We start from the raw sequence: 15,985 nt of genomic DNA, 5'->3' as shown, positions 1-15,985 counted from the left end.
GGAAGCCCGTGGACTCCAGCGAGAGAACCGACAGCAGCACCGCGCCGAGCGACAGCAGCACCGCGCCGAGCGACAGCAGCACCGCGCCGAACGGCGGCACCGCATCGAGCGACGGCGGCACCGGACCGAGCGGCGACGCCTCGGACCCGCCCGGAGCCGGCCGGCGCGGCTGGCGCCGCTGGGCCATGGACACGCGGCCGCTGCGCCGCCCCGCCTTCCGCCGGCTGTGGTCCTCGACCATCGTGACCGCGGTCGGCAGCCAGCTCACCGCCGTCGCCGTGCCCAAGCAGATCTACGACATCACCGGCTCCTCGGCCTGGGTCGGCTACGCCAGCCTCGCCGGCCTGGTCCCGATGGTCGTGTTCGCGCTGTGGGGCGGCGCGGTCGCCGACACGATGGACCGCCGCAAGCTGCTGCTGATCACCAACAGCGGCATCGCCGTCACCTCGCTGCTGTTCTGGGTGCAGGCGGCGGCCCGGTTCGACTCGGTCGTGGTGCTGATGGTGCTGCTCGCCGTGCAGCAGGCCTTCTTCGGGCTGAACTCCCCGGCCCGCAACGCCTCCATCGCCCGGCTGGTCCCGGCCGGGGAACTGCCCGCCGCCAACGCCCTCGGATCGACCGTCATGCAGACCGGCCTGGTGGCCGGGCCGCTGCTGGCCGGCGCGCTCATCCCCGTCATCGGGCTGCCCGAGCTGTACCTCGTCGACGCCGTGGCGCTGTGCGTCACCGTGTGGGCGGTGTGGCGCCTGCCCGCGCTGCCGCCCCTGGCCGGAACCGCCGTGCGCCGCGCGGGGGTGCGGGAGATCGCCGACGGGTTCCGCTACATCTCCGGGCACAAGGTGCTGCTGCTGTCGTTCCTCGCCGACATCATCGCCATGGTCTTCGGCATGCCCCGCGCCCTGTTCCCGCAGCTCGCCGCGGAGACGTACGCCCCCTACGGGGAGGGACTCGCGCTCGGCCTGCTGTTCGCGGCCATCCCGGTCGGCGCGGTGGTCGGCGGGCTGTTCTCGGGCACCTTCTCCCGGGCGCGCCGGCACGGCTGGATGGTGATCGGCGCGGTCACCGCCTGGGGAGCGGCCGTCACCGGGTTCGGGCTGAGCCGCGGCCTCTGGATCGCGGTGGTGTTCCTGGCGGCCGCCGGAGTCGCCGACATGGTCTCCATGGTGTTCCGCGGCGCCATCCTGCTGTCCGCCGCCACCGACGAGATGCGCGGCCGGATGCAGGGCGTCTTCACCGTCGTCGTCGCGGGCGGCCCGCGCCTGGCGGACGTCCTGCACGGCACGGCCGGCTCGGCCTTCGGCCCGCGCGCGGCGGTGGCCGGCGGCGGCCTGCTGGTGGTCGTCCTGATGCTGGGCCTGGCGGCGGCCGTCCCGGCGCTGCGCCGCTACCGGATCTGACCCCGCCGGATCCGACGGCTCAGTGGGAGCGCCGGGGGATGGTGTACTGCTCCAGGAGCTTGCCCCGGGTCAGCTCCAGCCGGTGGGCGAGGACCTCGGCGACGGTCCGCACCAGCGACAGCCCGAGCAGCGGATCCTCCACGGACAGCGCGAGCACCGCCGAGGCGTCGAACTCGTAGGCGCGGACCTGGCTGTACGCCTCCGCCCCGAAGTCCCACTGGTACGGCGGGAACAGCCAGGACCAGCCGAGCAGGTCGCCCGCGCCAAGGGAGGCCACCGTCACCTTGCGGGTGGGCGTCACCTGCTGGTCCAGGTGCACGGCGCCGGAGCGGATGACCCAGAAGCGGTCGGCCGTACCCCCCGCCTCGAAGATCCTCGTGTCCTCGGGGAAGGAGACCTCCCGCGCGACCTCCATCAGACGCTCGCGTTGTTTCTGGGGGAGGGCGGTCAGAAGTTTTATCGCTTTGGTCATGACCCGAAGCTCCTCGCCGGCGATGGGTTCCCCGCATGTGCCTCCTCCCCATTTCAGCCGCTGCGAGTCACCCGGGCACCTCGGCGGAGGCGACTTCCTTCCGCCGTCCGCTCACCGCGGCGGCGACGCCGACCGGCATGGCCGGGTACCGGGCCGCGGCTGAAGCGGACCGATCCGGGACCTTTCGCGCGTCTCCGGAAGGGGGCATGAAAAAGCCCTGGCTGGACGGGGGAGACCAGCCAGGGCCGTACAGGGCGACGCACGGAGGACGTCTCGGGTCGACCCCGTCGCCGCGTATGGATGAACCGTAAAGCATTCCGGGGTGTTCCGTGCAGCCGGAACCGGGTCACGTGAGCGGACTCACTCCGCCCGTCAGGCCCGCTCGGCCCGCCGGCCCGGGGCCAGGATCTCGTCCAGCACTCGCAGGACGGCCTCGTAGGTCAGGGCGCGTACGGCCGCCTCGCGCGCGGCGTCCGGCTCGTTCGCCCCGAGGGTGTCGCGGCGGTCCCGCCATCGGCGCTCCTCCTGCGCCGCACACGCCCTGGCCCGCTGGATCCGCCGCAGCAGTTCGTCCGAGTGCACCACATCGGTCATGTCCTGCACCTACCCGCTCCCGGGGGCCGCGATGGCGCATCGAAGCGACCGGTACGAAGAAGAACCACGCGAAGCGGAGTTTGCCGCTCCCGCTCCCGGGCATACGGAATCTCGTGCTTCGGACCGGAGGCGCGTCAGCGGAAGCTGTACCTGCTGCTCCGGGAGGTCTCCAGACGGACCGGACGGCACCACGCTTCCGCGGTCAGTCCCTGAAACACCGTTCAGGAGCCATGCCGCATGCTCACCGACATATCGACAAGCCGCCCCGACGCCCCCGCGGACCAGGCGGCGCCCGCCCGCCGGCCGCACGACGACGCCCCGGACACCACCGCCCTCTTCCAACGCCTCGCCGCCGCCCGGGACGACCCGGAACGGGAGGCCGTCCGCGACGAACTCGTCAGCGCGTGGCTGCCCATGGCCCACCGCATCGCCGGCCGCTTCCGCGACCGCGGCGAGTCCATCGAGGACCTGCGGCAGGTGGCGGCACTCGGGCTGGTCAAGGCCATCGACCGGTTCGACCCGGATCGCGGCGCCTTCGAGAGCTACGCCGTGCCGACCATCACCGGCGAGGTCAAGCGGCACTTCCGGGACCGGATGTGGGCGCTTCGGGTGCCCCGCCGCGTCCAGGAACTGCGCAACAAGGTCCGCATGGCCCGGCGCGAACTCACCCAGAACCCCGGCAGCCCCGAACCCTCCGTCGCGGCGATCGCCGCGCACGCCGGACTGACGGAGGAGGAGGTCAGCGCGGGAATGGAGGCGATCGACAGCTTCAGCACCCTGTCCCTGGACGCCGAACTGTCGGCCGGCGACGGCTACAGCCTCGCGGACAGTCTCGGCGCGTCGGACTCCTCCTACGAGACCGTCGTCGACCGGGAGTCGGCCAAGGAGGGGCTGCGCCGGCTTCCCGAACGGGAGCGGGCCATTCTCTACATGCGCTTTTTTGAGGACATGACACAAAGCCGCATCGCGGACCGGCTCGGCATCTCCCAGATGCACGTCTCGCGGCTGATCAGCCGCAGCTGCGCGCGCGTGCGCGACGAGGTGCTGGCCGAACGGGCGCACCGTTCCGCCGGCGGACCGCCCCCGACGACCAGGCCCACGACGTGAGGGACCGTGTGCGCGTCTGAGCGGGCGTGCGCGGGGAACACGGAACCAATGAACGAAGACGAGCTTCCGCCCGACGGCCGGGCCGTGGAGGTGTATCTCGATCTGCTCCGCGTCCGGATGCCCGAAGAGGACTACGAACTGCTGCTCGACGTCGTCGACCCGGTGCTGCGGGCGATCGACGAGCGAGGCGTGCCCTCCGCCGACTTCCCGCTGGAGGGCGCCCAGGCGCAGGGCCTGCCCCAGGAGATACGGGACGAGGCCGCCCTGGTCATCGCCACCGCGGTCACCGGCAGGCTGGACAACGAGCTGGTCGTCCTCGACATCGAGGAGACCGGCCCGGTCCGGGTGGTCACCGACGCGGCGACCGCCGCCGACCCGGCGCGCCTGACCGAGATCGCCGACTACATCCGCGACCGGCACCGGGAGACCGAGGAGCTGCGGGGCATCGCCGAGGCCAGCGACATGCCCACCGACTTCTGACCCGGCGGCGGGCCGGGGACCGCGCCCCGGCCCGTCACGACGTGGGCTTCGACAGCGGGACGTCCAGCGGGCGGGCCAGGCCGACCACCGCCTCGTCCAGGCGCTGGAGGTGCCGCAGCACCCGGTCGGTGATGCGCCCGAACCGGGGGGTGCCGGGCGCCCCGTCCGGCTCCAGCAGCGAGGCGATGCTCGGGCCCCGCTCGACCTCGGCGCCGGTGGGCTCGTCGGCCACGTGCGCGCGGATCGTCTCGATGTTGCGGGTGATCCGGGCACAGGCCAGGCGCAGCCGGGGGTCCGCGGCTATCGACGGATGGGTGGGCAGCAGCTCGGCGGTCGCCGCCAGCGACCGTGCGTGGTAGGCGCACGTCTCCAGCAGGGCCATGACGTACTGGGCGGTGTTCCGCCGAGCCCGCAGGGGCGTGATCGGATGCGTCAGGGGCTGCGTGCCCGCCCGCAGATCGCCCAGCGCCTGGTCCAGGTCGCGCGCCCGGTCGAGCAGATCGACCGGCGGGCCGCCGCTGAGCTGCTCGACGGCGGCGGCCGTGACGTCCGTCAGCCGCTCCAGCACCTTGCCGAGCAGCTCGTTCGTACGGCGGTCGGTGTGCACCGGCAGCACCAGCGCGGCCGCGATGATCCCGCAGGCCGCCCCGAGCGCCGTCTCCTCCACGCGCAGCACGAGCACCGCCGCGCTGTACCGGTGCAGCAGCGTGTACAGCAGTCCCAGCGCCGCGGTGACGAAGAACGACATCAGCGTGTACGACAGCGGGGCCGTGTAGAACATCGCGAAGACGAACACCAGCACCAGGGCCAGCGCCGTCCACGTGTGCGGCCCCACCAGCCCCGCCAGCACGATCCCGGCCACCACGCCGAGCACGGTGCCCACCAGACGGCGGTAGCCCTTGACCAGGATCTCGCCCGTGGACGAGGTGTTGATGAAGACGATCCAGCAGGTCAGCACCGCCCAGTACCACCGCTGGCTGGAGAGGAACTCACCACCGACGATGGCCAGCGACGAGCCCACCGCCACCTGCACCGCGGCCCGCGTGGTGGGCCGCCGCCACCCGGTCTGGACCTGCTCCTCCCGCTCGGCCTCCTCGGCCCCCTCGATGGCGGCGTTCTCCGCGTCCAGCTCCTCCCGGGAGCGGATCGTCGCGGGCGTGTCGTCGGACTCGTCCTGCGGGCCGTCCAGCGCGATCCGCAGACCCATGACGGCCCGCGCGGTCTCGCCGATGCCGCGGAAGACGTCCTGCACGGCCGGCGACGCGGGCGGCAGGTTCTCCTCGTCGCGGTAGCCGAGGAGCCGGTTGCGGACGTGCGCCAGCGCGGTCCCGCCGCCCTCGCCCACGGGCCGCAGCACGAGCACGGCCAGCGCCCGCAGGTCGCGGCGCAGCGTCTCGGTCGCCTCGTCCCGCACCGGCAGCCGGCCGCTCGAGGGGACGGACGCGCCGGGCAGGTGGAGGGTGAGCGTGTTCGTCCGCTCCGCGCTGCGGGCGTTGAGCAGGAGCAGCCCCAGCCGCTCGGCGGCGATCTCGGCGTCCGCGATGCGCCGCTGCACCAGCCGCGCCACGGCCTCGTCGGAGGTGCCGTCCGCCAGCCGTGACTGGATCATCATGGCCGTGTCGTGCAGCCGGGCCGTGCCCTCGCGCACCGCCTGCACGACCTTCTCCACCTCGTCCGGACCGGCGTCCAGCAGCTCCAGCTGGGCCGACACCAGCTGCGCCAGACGCACCCGGAACGCCTCGCGCAGGCGCTGCAGGACACCCGCCGGAGTCTCGTACACGATCACGAACCGGACCAGGGCGCTGGAGGCGAACGCGACCGCGATGACACCGTAGAGCCCGGGCAGCGCCGACGCGGTGGCGCCGACGAACAGGGACATGAAGTAGAGCTGGAAGCCGATCAGGCCGAGCGCGTTGCCCCGGTCGCCGAACCGGCGGCTGTAGACCGCGCTGAAGATCAGCACGACGAAGAAGACGTCCCCGGCCACCACGAGCGGGTTGAGCAGCGCGCCGAGCGAGACGGACGCCAGCGCCACCGGAAGCCCGAGGGCGAGCGTGACCGCCTGCTGCGCACGCTGCTTCTCCCGGATGGCGAAGGTGGCCGCCATCGACGTGATCGCCCCGGCCACCAGATGCGTCACGGGCACGCGCAGCACGCCGAGGACGGCGAGCGTCAGCGCGATCGAGCCCGCCGTCCGCGATCCGGCGGCCAGCCGCAGCAGGCCGGGATCGGACGCCGTGAAGCGATCACGCAGCCGCGACCCGACCGGCCTCTGTGCTGCTCCCACGCCGCCGCACCCTCCCGTTTTCCCGTCATGATCCGCCCGAATGATCCGCCCGACCAGCATGGCATGTCCAGACCGGACCGCCGTTTGCGGTCCGGCCGTGCCCCTGGGGCCCCGCCCCGGTCTCACACCTGCCGGGGGCGGACCCCCTCGACGTGGTCCCGCACCTGCTCGGGCGTCATGTACGAGTCGGTGTACTCGAAATCCTTCAGCTTGGCGGGCTTGCGGGCCTGGAACCCGGTGCGTACGAAGTCGTCCCCGGCGACCGCGTTGAGCAGCCAGTTGGTCGCGACCCTGGTCTTGGCGACGTTCGTGCGCAGCGCCCCCAGGTGGTAGCCGCGGGCCACGGCCTGGGCCGGGACGCCGCGCAGCTCCACGCCGAGCGGTTTGGAGACCGCGTCCGCGCCGCCGAGGTCGACGACGAGGCCCAGGTCCTTGTGCTCGTACGGCCGCAGCGGCTGCCCGCGCAGCGTCGCGATGACGTTCTCCGCGACCCGCCGGCCCTGCCGCGTGGCGTGCTGCGCGGTCGGCGGGCACACCGCGCCGCCGCCCTTGGCCAGGTCGGGCACGGCGGCGGAGTCCCCGAGCGCGAACACGCCGTCGTGGCCGGGCAGGCGCATCTCGGCGGTCACCGCGAGCCGGCCCCTGACCGTCTCCGCGCCGAGGGTCGCGATGAGCGGGCTGGCCACCACGCCCGCGGTCCAGATCAGGGTGTGGGTCGGCACCACCCGGCCGTCGGTGAAGGTGACCTCCTCCGGTCCGGCCTTCGCGATGGACACCCCGAGCGAGATCTCGACGCCCCGGCGGCGCATCACCTCCTGGGCGCTGCGGCCCAGCTTGTCGCCCAGTTCCGGCATCAGCGCCGGCGCGACGTCGATCAGGTGCCACCTGATCAGCGCCGGGTCCAGCCGCGGGTAGCGCTGGACGGCGGCGTGCGTCAGCCGTTGCAGGCACGCCGCGGTCTCGGTGCCGGCGTACCCGCCGCCGACCACCACGAACTGAAGCCGCGAGGCGCGCTCGGCCGGGTCCTCGCTGGCGTCGGCGAGGTCCAGCTGGGTGATGACGTGGTCGCGGATGTAGGCGGCCTCGGCCAGCGTCTTCATGCCGAAGGCGTGGTCCAGCAGCCCCGGGATGTCGAACGTCCGGGTGACGCTGCCGGGGGCGAGCACGAGGTAGTCGTACGGCTCGTCGACGATGTGGTCGGTGAGTTTGCGGACGACGCACACCTTGGCCCGCAGGTCCACGCCGACGGCCCCGCCCGGGATGATCCGGGTGCGGTACTTCTTGCTGCGGCGCAGGGAGACGGCGACCGACTGGGGTGTCAGCACCCCGGAGGCGACCTGGGGCAGCAGCGGCAGATACAGCTGGTACGAACGCGGTGTCACCAGGGTGATGTCCGCTTCGCTGGGGTCGAGCCTGCGCTCCAGACGGCGGACGCACGCCACACCGGCGAAGCCTGCGCCGATCACCAGGATCCTGGGTCGTGTCACGATGTCTCATCCCTTCTGCGGGCTTCGGGCGGCTGCGTCGACGTCCTTGCGTTCTGCGTCTGCCCGTGGACGGCTGCTTCGCACCTCGGCGATCCGTCGGGTCCGCCGAGCACCACGATGCCCCCATAGGGCCGTGCGCGCACCGGACGCCGCCGTCCCCGCCGCCCGAACGCCAGGGGCCGCCTCGGCGGGTTCCCGGGATCCGGCGCCGTATGGGCCCCTTCGTGGAGCGCCCACGTCCGGCCGGTGCCCGTTCGCTCCGGCGGGCGTCAGCCGCCCGGCGCCCCGGCGGCCGTGCATGGCGTCGTGGTGCATGGGCACTCGATGCGTTCGAGCGCACCCCGCGGAGTCGAATGCCGGGGTCGCTGACGGGTAGTTGGTGCGGTGGGAGCCGACGCGCCGGGACCGTCGGCCCGAGGCTTGTGACACGTCAGCCCGGGGAGGAAGGAGCAGCGTGACCATAGACAGAATCTGGTCGTATTCGCCGCAGGTCGCTCGTACCGAGGGAGAGGATCTGACCGGCTTCACGGTCGTCGCCACCGACGGCACCGTGGGCCACGTGGACCGGGAGGGCGGCCACCTGGGGATGCGGCACCTGGTCGTGGAGACCGGCGTGTGGGTGTTCGGCAAGAGCGTGCTGGTGCCCGTCGGGATGGTCGCCGGCATCGACTCCGCGGGGCGGAGGGTCACGGTGGACTGTTCGCGCGGGCAGATCAAGGCGGCGCCGCCGTTCAGGACCGACAGCGAGACCAGGGACCCGGCCTATCTGACCCGGGTGGGTGCCTACTACGACGGGCTTCCGCCGCGGGCGGCGACCAGCGCGTGAACCGGTGCGGCCCCCGCGGCGGGGCCTGACACCGGAACCGAGCCCGGACCCCGTCCGCAGCCGGGGCTCCGGGTGATCCGGGCTCACCACGGCAGGAAGGCGTGCACGTCCTTGCCGTGGTCGTTGACCACCACGCTCACCTGGTCGCACAAGGTGTGGATCAGGTGCCAGCCGATGCCGCCGCCGCCCCGGCTGGGGCGGAACGGTCGCGGGGCCGGCCGGGTGGTGCTGGTGTCGCTGAGCGTCACGTGCACCCCGTCGAAGGTGCGCCGCAGCCGTAGCTCGAACGGCCCCGGCGCGTACTGCACCGCGTTCGCCGCGAGTTCCGTGACGACCAGCAGGATGTCGTCCCAGTACTCGGACGCCGCCGGCCGCGCGTGCCGTGCGACCTCGTCGAGGAACTCCTCCGCCGCGAGTCGCGCACCCGTGACATGGTGCAACGCGCCCGCGAAACGGGCGGTGCGGCTCGGAATGCCCTCGGTGGCCAGTGCGTCGTCCCCACGCGGCTCGGATGCCATCTCGCCTTCCGGCCCGGCCCCGTCGGCCGGGCTCCCGTCCTTTCCTTGCCTTTCCTCGCGTCCCACTCTCTTGTTCCCAGCGGCGCGGACCCTACGCGCGGTCGGCGCGGCGGCGGAGGGCCGGCCAAGGCGCTCTGGCCCGCGTCAGCGGAACACGTTGTCCGAGTCATCCCGGTCGTCCCGGTCGTTCCGGTCGGGCGTCGGGTCGCTCGGGCCGTCCCGGCGCGGGGAGTGGCTCCGCGCCCGGTACATGGCGTCGATCTCGACCGCGTAGTGCCGCACGATGGCGTCCCTGCGCGGCTTCATCGACGGTGTGAGCAGCCCACCGGCCACGTCGAAGGGCGCGGGCAGCACCCGGAAGACCCGGATGGACTCCGAGCGGGAGACGGCGCTGTTCGCGGCGGCGACCGCCCTCCCGATCTCCTCCCGCAACGCGTGCTCCTCGCGTGCCTCGCGTCCCGGCGCGTCGCCCTGCGACGCAGTCGCGGCACGCCAGTGGGCCAGGAACTCCGGGTCCAGGATGATCAGCGCGCCCACGCACGGCCGGTTGTCGCCCACGACCACCGCCTGGTGGACCAGTGGGTGCGTCCGCAGCCGCTGCTCCAGCGGGGCCGGAGCCACGCTCCTGCCGCCGCTGGTGATGATGACGTCCTTCTTGCGCCCGGTGATCGTCAGATACCCCTCGGCGTCCAGCTTCCCGATGTCCCCCGTGGCCAGCAGGCCGCCACGCAGCGCGGCCCGGGTCGCGGCCTCGTCGCCCACGTAGCCCTGGAACAGCGACGGCCCCCGCACCAGGATCTCCCCGTCCTGAGCCACCTCGATCTCCGTGCCCGGCAGGGCCTTGCCGACGGTCCCCGACTTCTCCCGGCCCAGCGGCTGCATGGTGATGCCGCCCCCGGTCTCCGTGAGGCCGTATCCGTCGTGCACGGGGATGCCGATGCCCTCGTAGAACAGGGAGAGTTCGCGGCTGAGCGGGGAGCCGCCGGAGGTGGCGCGGGTCACCCTGCCGCCCAGCGCGGTCCGCAGCCCGCGGTACACCGTCCGTTCGTACAGGGCGTGTTGCAGCCGCAGGTCGAGGCCGGGGCCCGGACCCCGGCCGAGCCGCTGCCGCTCCAGCGCCGCGGCGAAGTCACGGGCCGTGTCGGCCGCACGCTCGAACAACGTGCCGCGGTTCGCCTGCTGGGCCGCGCGCAGGAAGTTCTTGTAGACCTTCTCGAAGACGGAGGGCACGGCGTGGAGGTACGTCGGCCGGAACGTGCGCAGCGCCGACGCCAGCGCCTCCTCGCCCAGCTCCGGCTCGTGGCCCATCAGGATGCCGCCGCGGACGCACAGGCCCTGAACCATCAGCCCGTACACGTGCGAGAAGGGCAGGAAGGCGAGCACCGACGCCTGCTCGCCGGGTGGCGCGGCGGTATGGCCCCAGCCGGCCAGCAGCGTGTCGCAGGGGCTCGCCAGCGCGCGGTGGCTCAGCACGCAGCCCAGGGCGCGGCCCGTGGTGCCGGAGGTGTAGGCGATCACCGCGGGTGCGTCTGGCAGTACGATCCGGCGCAGCGAGTCCACCGTGGCCGGCGGTATCAGCGCTCCCCGTTCCACCAGCTGCTCCAGCGCCCCCGCGTCCAGCTGCCACACGTGCCGGAGCCGGGGCAGCGTCGCGCACATCGGGCCGACCGTCATCACGCCCTGCTCGTCCTCGACGACGACGGCCACGCACTCGGAGTCACGCAGGATCCACTCGACCTGTTCCCGTGAGGAGGTCGGGTGGATCGGGACGACCTCGGCGCCGACCGCCCACAGCGTGTACGCGAGGACCGTCCACTCGTAGCGGGTGCGGGCCATGACCGCCACCCGGTGGCCGGGCGCGATCCCGGCGGTGACCAGTCCCCGCGCCAGGTCGGTCACCTGGTCCCGCAGCTGCGCGGCGGTCACCTCCTCCCACACCGGCGAGGAGGGATCGGCGCGGCGCGCGAGCACCGGCAGGGTGGGACGGGTCCTCGCGGTCTCGAAGACGCTGTCGGCGAGCCCGCCGGTCAGCGGGGCGACCGTGGACGGAGCGAGGGCGAGGTCGCGCATGCGCTGCTCCTGGGGTGCACGGAGGTGACCGCGCCGATGAGGGACGCGGTCGGCGCGGATCGAATGTAGCCCAGGTCAGCGCGGCACGGGCCCCGAACCGGGAAGTGGCCCCGGTTCCCCCGCCCCGGTCCGCTCAGGCGGGGTGCGGAGTCAGCCAGAGCGTCGCGAGCGGTGGCAGGGTGAGGCGGAGGTGCCTGTCCCCGGCCCGGCCCCCCGGTACGAGCGGATCGGGGTTGCCGACGTCACCGCCGCCGTAGCGGGCGGCGTCGGTGTTGAGGACCTCGCGCCACACGGTGACCTCGCCCGGCACGTCCAGGCGGTAGCCCTCGCGCACCACGGGGGAGAAGTTCGACACCGCGAGCAGCGGGGCGCCGGCCGCGTCGTGGCGCAGGAACGCGTAGACGTTGTCGTCGGTGGCGTCCACGGCCACCCAGCGAAAGCCCTCGGGCCGGGTGTCGCGCTGCCACAGGGCCGGTGTGGCCCGGTAGCACCTGTTGAGGTCGCGGACCAGGTCCCGCACCCCGCGGTGGTCGCCCGCCGCGCAGTAGTCGTCGTCGAGCAGCCACCACTCGGGCCCGAGCTCCTCGGAGAACTCGCCGCCCTGGGCGAACTCCTGCCCCATGAACAGCAGTTGCTTGCCCGGGTGCGCCCACATGAAGCCCAGGTAGGCGCGGTGGTTCGCGCGTCGCTGCCACCAGTCGCCGGGCATCTTCGACACCAGAGCCTGCTTGCCGTGCACCACCTCGTCGTGCGAGATCGGCAGCACGTAGTTCTCGCTGTACGCGTACACCATCGAGAAGGTCAGCTCGTGGTGGTGGTACTTGCGGTGCACCGGCTCCTTGCTCATGTACTGGAGCGAGTCGTGCATCCAGCCCATGTTCCACTTCAGCCCGAAGCCCAGGCCGCCGCGGTCGGTCGGCGCGGTCACCCCGCCCCACGCGGTCGACTCCTCGGCGATGGTGACCACACCCGGCGTCCTGCGGTACACGGTGGCGTTCATCTCCTGGAGGAACGCCACCGCGTCCAGGTCCTCCCGGCCGCCGTACGCGTTGGGCGTCCACTGACCGGAGTCGCGCGAGTAGTCCAGGTAGAGCATGGAGGCGACCGCGTCCACCCGCAGGCCGTCGACATGGAACTCCTCACACCAGTACACGGCGTTCGCGACCAGGAAGTTGCGCACCTCCGTACGGGCGAAGTCGAACTCGTACGTCCCCCAGTCGGGGTGCTCGGCGCGCTGCGCGTTCCCCGGCTCGTACAGCGGGTCCCCGTCGAAGCGGGCCAGCGCCCAGTCGTCCTTGGGGAAGTGGGCCGGCACCCAGTCCATGATCACGCCGATCCCGGCCCGGTGGCAGGCGTCGACGAAGAAGCGGAAGTCGTCCGGCGAGCCGAGGCGCGCGGTCGGGGCGTAGTAGGAGGTGACCTGGTAGCCCCAGGAGGGGCCGTAGGGGTGCTCGGCGACCGGCATCAGTTCCACATGGGTGAAGCCAAGGTCCTTGACGTACGCCGGGAGCTGCTCGGCGAGCTGGCGGTAGGTCAGGCCAGGGCGCCAGGACGGCAGGTGGACCTCGTACACCGAGAACGGCGCCTCGTGCACCGGGGTGTCCGCCCGGTGGGCCATCCACTCCGCGTCGTCCCACTCGTGGTGCGCCGCCGTCACGACGGACGCGGTGGCGGGCGGCACCTCGGTGCGGCGGGCCATCGGGTCGGCCTTGAGGAACCGGCCGCCGTACTGCGAGGTGATCTCGAACTTGTACCTCGCGCCCTCCCCGATCCCGGGCAGGAACAGCTCCCACACGCCGGCCGCGCCCAGCGAGCGCATCGGGAAGGCGGTCCCGTCCCAGTGGCTGAAGTCGCCGGCCACCCGCACGCCCCGGGCGTTGGGCGCCCACACCGTGAACCGGGTGCCGGTCACGCCCTGGTGGGTCATCGGCTCCGCGCCGAGCGCCCGCCACAGCTGCTCGTGCCGGCCCTCCCGGATCAGGTGCAGGTCCAGCTCGCCGAGGGCCGGCAGGAAGCGGTAGGGGTCGTGGACCTCGTACTCGTCCTGCTCGTAGCCGACCACCAGGGTGTAGGCGGGGATCGCCGCCTGGGGCAGTACGGCCGAGAACAGCCCGTCGCCCTCGGAGGCGAGCGGGGTGCGCTCGCCGTCCACGACCACGTCGACCGCGCGGGCGAAGGGGCGCAGCACCCGCAGGGCGATGCCGCCCGGCACCGGATGCGCGCCGAGCAGCGCGTGCGGGTCGTGGTGGGCGCCGGACAGCAGGCGCTCACGGTCGGCGGGGGCCGGCGGCGGGGCCGTTCGGCCCTGTACCGCGGCGGGCAGGACGGGGCCGGACGGCTCGGGAAGTGACGTGTCGCGCAGTGCCACCGGTTCAGCCTCCTCTCACGGCGAGACGTTCGATCGCCGCCATCGGTACGGCGAGCCAGTTGGGGCGGTGCCGGGCCTCGTACAGCACTTCGTACACGGCACGGTCCGTCTCGTAGGCCCGCAGCAGGGCGTGTTTCTTGCGGGGGTCCCAGCCGGCCCGGGAGGCGTAGCCGGCGCAGTACGCCTCCCGGCAGCGGCGCGCCCACTCCGGGCGCCAGGGGCGGCGCTGGCGGGCGGCGTAGTCGAAGGAGCGCAGCATGCCCGCCACGTCCCGCACCGGGGACTCGGGGATGCGGCGCTCGGCGAGCGGACGCGACGGTTCGCCCTCGAAGTCGATGACGAACCAGTCCCGCCCGGCCCGCAGCACCTGGCCGAGGTGCAGGTCGCCGTGCACGCGCTGGGCGGGCGGCCCGGCGTCGCAGCTGGCCAGCGCGGCGAACGCGGTGCGCAGCCGGGGCGCGTAGGGCCGCAGCGCGGGGACGCTGTGCGCGGCGGCCTCCAGGTGTTCGGTCATCGTCGTGGCGGTGCGCGCGATGTCCTGGTGGGCGCCGGTGGGGAAGGCGCCGGCCAGCGCCAGGTGGACCTCCGCGGTCGCCTGCCCCAACTGGTGCGCCTGGGCGGTGAAGTCGTCACCGGTGGCCAGTGCCCGCAGGGCCAGCGTCCAGCCGTCGGCGGCGTCGCGCAGGAACGGCTGGAGCACCCCGAGCGTCGCCGGTTCCGGTTGCGTGGTGCGGAACCAGGCCACCGGAGCGGGGACCCGGGTGCAGTCCTGTCCGGCCAGGGCCCACGGCACCTCCAGGTCCGGGTTGACGCCCGGCTGGATGCGGCGGAACACCTTCAGGATGAACTCGTCCCCGTAGATGATCGAGGAGTTGGACTGCTCGGCGTCCAGCAGCCTGGGCACCAGGCCGCCGGGGATCGGTACGGACGGGTCCGCCTCGAAGTGCAGCGGGCCGAAGGCGCCGGGGTGGCGCATCCGCTCCAGGAGCAGCTGTGCCGAACGCGGGTCGCACAGCGCGTCGTAGACCGCGAGTCCGGCCAGCGGACCGTCCTCGGGACGGCCGATGAACGCCCGGTGCAGGCGCGGGGCCAGCTGTTGCCGTACGCCGAGCAGCAGTTGGTAGCAGTCGGCGGGCGGCGCGGCGGGCGTGCCGGTGGGGGAGGGGACCGTGCCGGGACCGGAGTGGACGTCCGCGTGCTCGGCGTGGACCAGCAGGTGCAGACAGCCCGGGAACAGTTCCGTCATCGACAGCAGGCGCAGATCGGTGACGGGCCGGTCCTTGCCGGCGAACCAGCGTTGCCGCGGCAGCCAATCGCGCAGCAGTGAGCCGAGCGAGGCCAAGGGCCCGGCCGGGCTCTTGGCACTCGGCGTCAGCGACGCGGTCTTCGGCATGGTCACGCCTCCTTTCGTCGGCCGCACGCTCACCCGCGTCGGCCGGTCCGGGATGCGACGTTGGCGGTGAGCCGGAACCAGTAGAAGCCGTGGCCCGCCAGGGTCAACAGATAGGGGAGTTCCCCGATCGCGGGGAAGCGGACTCCGCCGATGAGTTCGACCGGGTGGCGTCCCTGGAAGGCCCGCAGGTCGAGTTCGGTGGGCTGGGCGAAGCGGGAGAAGTTGTGGACGCACAGCACCAGGTCGTCCTCGTGCTCGCGCAGGAAGGCGATGACCGCGGGGTTGGAGGAGGGCTGTTCGGTGAAGGAGCCGAGTCCGAAGGCGGGGTTCTGCTTGCGGATCTCGATCATGCGGCGGGTCCAGTGCAGCAGCGACGAGGGGGAGGACATCGACGCCTCGACGTTGGTGACCTGGTAGCCGTAGACGGGGTCCATGATCGTGGGCAGGTAGAGGCGGCCGGGGTCGCAGGAGGAGAAGCCGGCGTTGCGGTCGGGGGTCCACTGCATGGGGGTGCGCACGGCGTCGCGGTCGCCGAGCCAGATGTTGTCGCCCATGCCGATCTCGTCGCCGTAGTAGAGGATGGGGCTGCCGGGCAGGGAGAGCAGCAGGGCGGTGAAGAGTTCGATCTGGTTGCGGTCGTTGTCGAGCAGGGGGGCGAGGCGGCGGCGGATGCCGATGTTGGCGCGCATGCGGGGGTCTTTGGCGTATTCGGCCCACATGTAGTCGCGTTCCTCGTCGGTGACCATTTCGAGGGTGAGCTCGTCGTGGTTGCGCAGGAAGACGCCCCACTGGCAGGTGGCGGGGATGGCGGGGGTCTTGGCGAGGATCTCGGAGACGGGGTAGCGGCTCTCCCTGCGGACCGCCATGAAGATGCGGGGCATGACGGGGAAGTGGAAGGCCATGTGGCACTCGTCGCCGCCGGCGGCGTAGTCGCCGAAGTAGTCGACCACGTCCTCCGGCCACTGGTTCGCCTCCGCCAGCAGCAC

The 15,985-nt window shown here is 72.8% G+C and carries 13 protein-coding genes; 4 read left to right on the top strand and 9 right to left on the bottom strand.

Annotated features, from left to right (window positions below):
- Nucleotides 1-8 precede the first annotated feature (8 nt).
- Nucleotides 9-1,397 (top strand): MFS transporter, encoded by a 1,389-nt coding sequence (locus ACTYVM_RS22355; protein ID WP_445527638.1) that lies wholly within the window; start codon nucleotides 9-11, stop codon nucleotides 1,395-1,397.
- A 19-nt stretch (nucleotides 1,398-1,416) separates the two neighbouring features.
- Here ACTYVM_RS22355 and ACTYVM_RS22350 read toward each other — a convergent pair whose 3' ends face one another.
- Nucleotides 1,417-1,869, bottom strand: coding sequence for a cyclic nucleotide-binding domain-containing protein (locus ACTYVM_RS22350; RefSeq protein ID WP_400035185.1), 453 nt, complete (start codon nucleotides 1,867-1,869; stop codon nucleotides 1,417-1,419).
- Nucleotides 1,870-2,241: 372 nt separating this feature from the next.
- On the bottom strand, nucleotides 2,242-2,463 hold the full coding sequence (locus ACTYVM_RS22345; protein ID WP_445527637.1) for a 3-deoxy-D-manno-octulosonic acid transferase: 222 nt from the start codon (nucleotides 2,461-2,463) through the stop codon (nucleotides 2,242-2,244).
- Between the two features lie 237 nt (nucleotides 2,464-2,700).
- Here ACTYVM_RS22345 and ACTYVM_RS22340 point away from each other — a divergent pair, with 237 nt between their 5' ends.
- Both ACTYVM_RS22340 and ACTYVM_RS22335 read left to right on the top strand, forming a co-directional pair.
- Nucleotides 2,701-3,570, top strand: a complete 870-nt coding sequence (locus ACTYVM_RS22340) for a SigB/SigF/SigG family RNA polymerase sigma factor (RefSeq protein ID WP_445527636.1) — start codon at nucleotides 2,701-2,703, stop codon at nucleotides 3,568-3,570.
- A 48-nt stretch (nucleotides 3,571-3,618) separates the two neighbouring features.
- The gene (locus ACTYVM_RS22335) at nucleotides 3,619-4,050 is read left to right on the top strand and encodes a hypothetical protein (protein ID WP_384441570.1); all 432 of its coding nucleotides are present in this window, start codon (nucleotides 3,619-3,621) and stop codon (nucleotides 4,048-4,050) included.
- Between the two features lie 34 nt (nucleotides 4,051-4,084).
- Here ACTYVM_RS22335 and ACTYVM_RS22330 read toward each other — a convergent pair whose 3' ends face one another.
- Both ACTYVM_RS22330 and ACTYVM_RS22325 read right to left on the bottom strand, forming a co-directional pair.
- Nucleotides 4,085-6,337 carry an FUSC family protein gene (locus ACTYVM_RS22330; protein ID WP_445527635.1) on the bottom strand — a complete coding sequence of 751 codons (2,253 nt, stop codon included), beginning with the start codon at nucleotides 6,335-6,337 and terminating at the stop codon, nucleotides 4,085-4,087.
- Between the two features lie 122 nt (nucleotides 6,338-6,459).
- Nucleotides 6,460-7,824 (bottom strand): NAD(P)/FAD-dependent oxidoreductase, encoded by a 1,365-nt coding sequence (locus tag ACTYVM_RS22325; protein WP_445527634.1) that lies wholly within the window; start codon nucleotides 7,822-7,824, stop codon nucleotides 6,460-6,462.
- Nucleotides 7,825-8,278: 454 nt separating this feature from the next.
- On the opposite strand from ACTYVM_RS22325, the gene ACTYVM_RS22320 reads away from it, so the two are divergent.
- The gene (locus ACTYVM_RS22320) at nucleotides 8,279-8,650 is read left to right on the top strand and encodes a PRC-barrel domain-containing protein (protein WP_445527633.1); all 372 of its coding nucleotides are present in this window, start codon (nucleotides 8,279-8,281) and stop codon (nucleotides 8,648-8,650) included.
- Nucleotides 8,651-8,733: 83 nt separating this feature from the next.
- On the opposite strand, the gene ACTYVM_RS22315 is transcribed toward ACTYVM_RS22320, so the two are convergent.
- The 5 genes from ACTYVM_RS22315 to ACTYVM_RS22295 form a co-directional block, all read right to left on the bottom strand.
- Nucleotides 8,734-9,168 carry an ATP-binding protein gene (locus tag ACTYVM_RS22315; protein ID WP_445527632.1) on the bottom strand — a complete coding sequence of 145 codons (435 nt, stop codon included), beginning with the start codon at nucleotides 9,166-9,168 and terminating at the stop codon, nucleotides 8,734-8,736.
- Nucleotides 9,169-9,312: 144 nt separating this feature from the next.
- A complete protein-coding gene (locus ACTYVM_RS22310) occupies nucleotides 9,313-11,238 on the bottom strand; it encodes an AMP-dependent synthetase/ligase (RefSeq protein WP_445527631.1) in 1,926 nt (641 codons plus the stop codon).
- Nucleotides 11,239-11,371: 133 nt separating this feature from the next.
- A complete protein-coding gene (gene glgB / locus ACTYVM_RS22305) occupies nucleotides 11,372-13,606 on the bottom strand; it encodes a 1,4-alpha-glucan branching enzyme (RefSeq protein ID WP_445527630.1) in 2,235 nt (744 codons plus the stop codon).
- A gap of 4 nt (nucleotides 13,607-13,610) precedes the next feature.
- Entirely contained in the window at nucleotides 13,611-14,999 is a 1,389-nt protein-coding gene (locus ACTYVM_RS22300) for a maltokinase N-terminal cap-like domain-containing protein (RefSeq protein WP_445527629.1), read from the bottom strand.
- Nucleotides 15,000-15,028: 29 nt separating this feature from the next.
- Nucleotides 15,029-15,985, bottom strand: a 957-nt coding sequence (locus ACTYVM_RS22295; protein WP_445527628.1) for an alpha-glucosidase C-terminal domain-containing protein, incomplete at its 5' end; no start/stop codon positions are given.

This window comes from Streptomyces cyslabdanicus (genome assembly GCF_052663305.1).
Note: the sequence above shows the minus strand (reverse complement) of the source record. Positions and strands in the feature narration are given on the sequence as shown.

Coding starts and splice junctions, on each gene's coding strand:
- ACTYVM_RS22335 (WP_384441570.1), top strand. CDS start 3,619: ATGAACGAAGACGAGCTTCCGCCCGACGGCCGGGCCGTGGAGGTGTAT.
- ACTYVM_RS22310 (WP_445527631.1), bottom strand. CDS start 11,238: ATGCGCGACCTCGCCCTCGCTCCGTCCACGGTCGCCCCGCTGACCGGC.
- ACTYVM_RS22300 (WP_445527629.1), bottom strand. CDS start 14,999: ATGCCGAAGACCGCGTCGCTGACGCCGAGTGCCAAGAGCCCGGCCGGG.
- ACTYVM_RS22350 (WP_400035185.1), bottom strand. CDS start 1,869: ATGACCAAAGCGATAAAACTTCTGACCGCCCTCCCCCAGAAACAACGC.
- ACTYVM_RS22340 (WP_445527636.1), top strand. CDS start 2,701: ATGCTCACCGACATATCGACAAGCCGCCCCGACGCCCCCGCGGACCAG.
- ACTYVM_RS22315 (WP_445527632.1), bottom strand. CDS start 9,168: ATGGCATCCGAGCCGCGTGGGGACGACGCACTGGCCACCGAGGGCATT.
- ACTYVM_RS22345 (WP_445527637.1), bottom strand. CDS start 2,463: ATGACCGATGTGGTGCACTCGGACGAACTGCTGCGGCGGATCCAGCGG.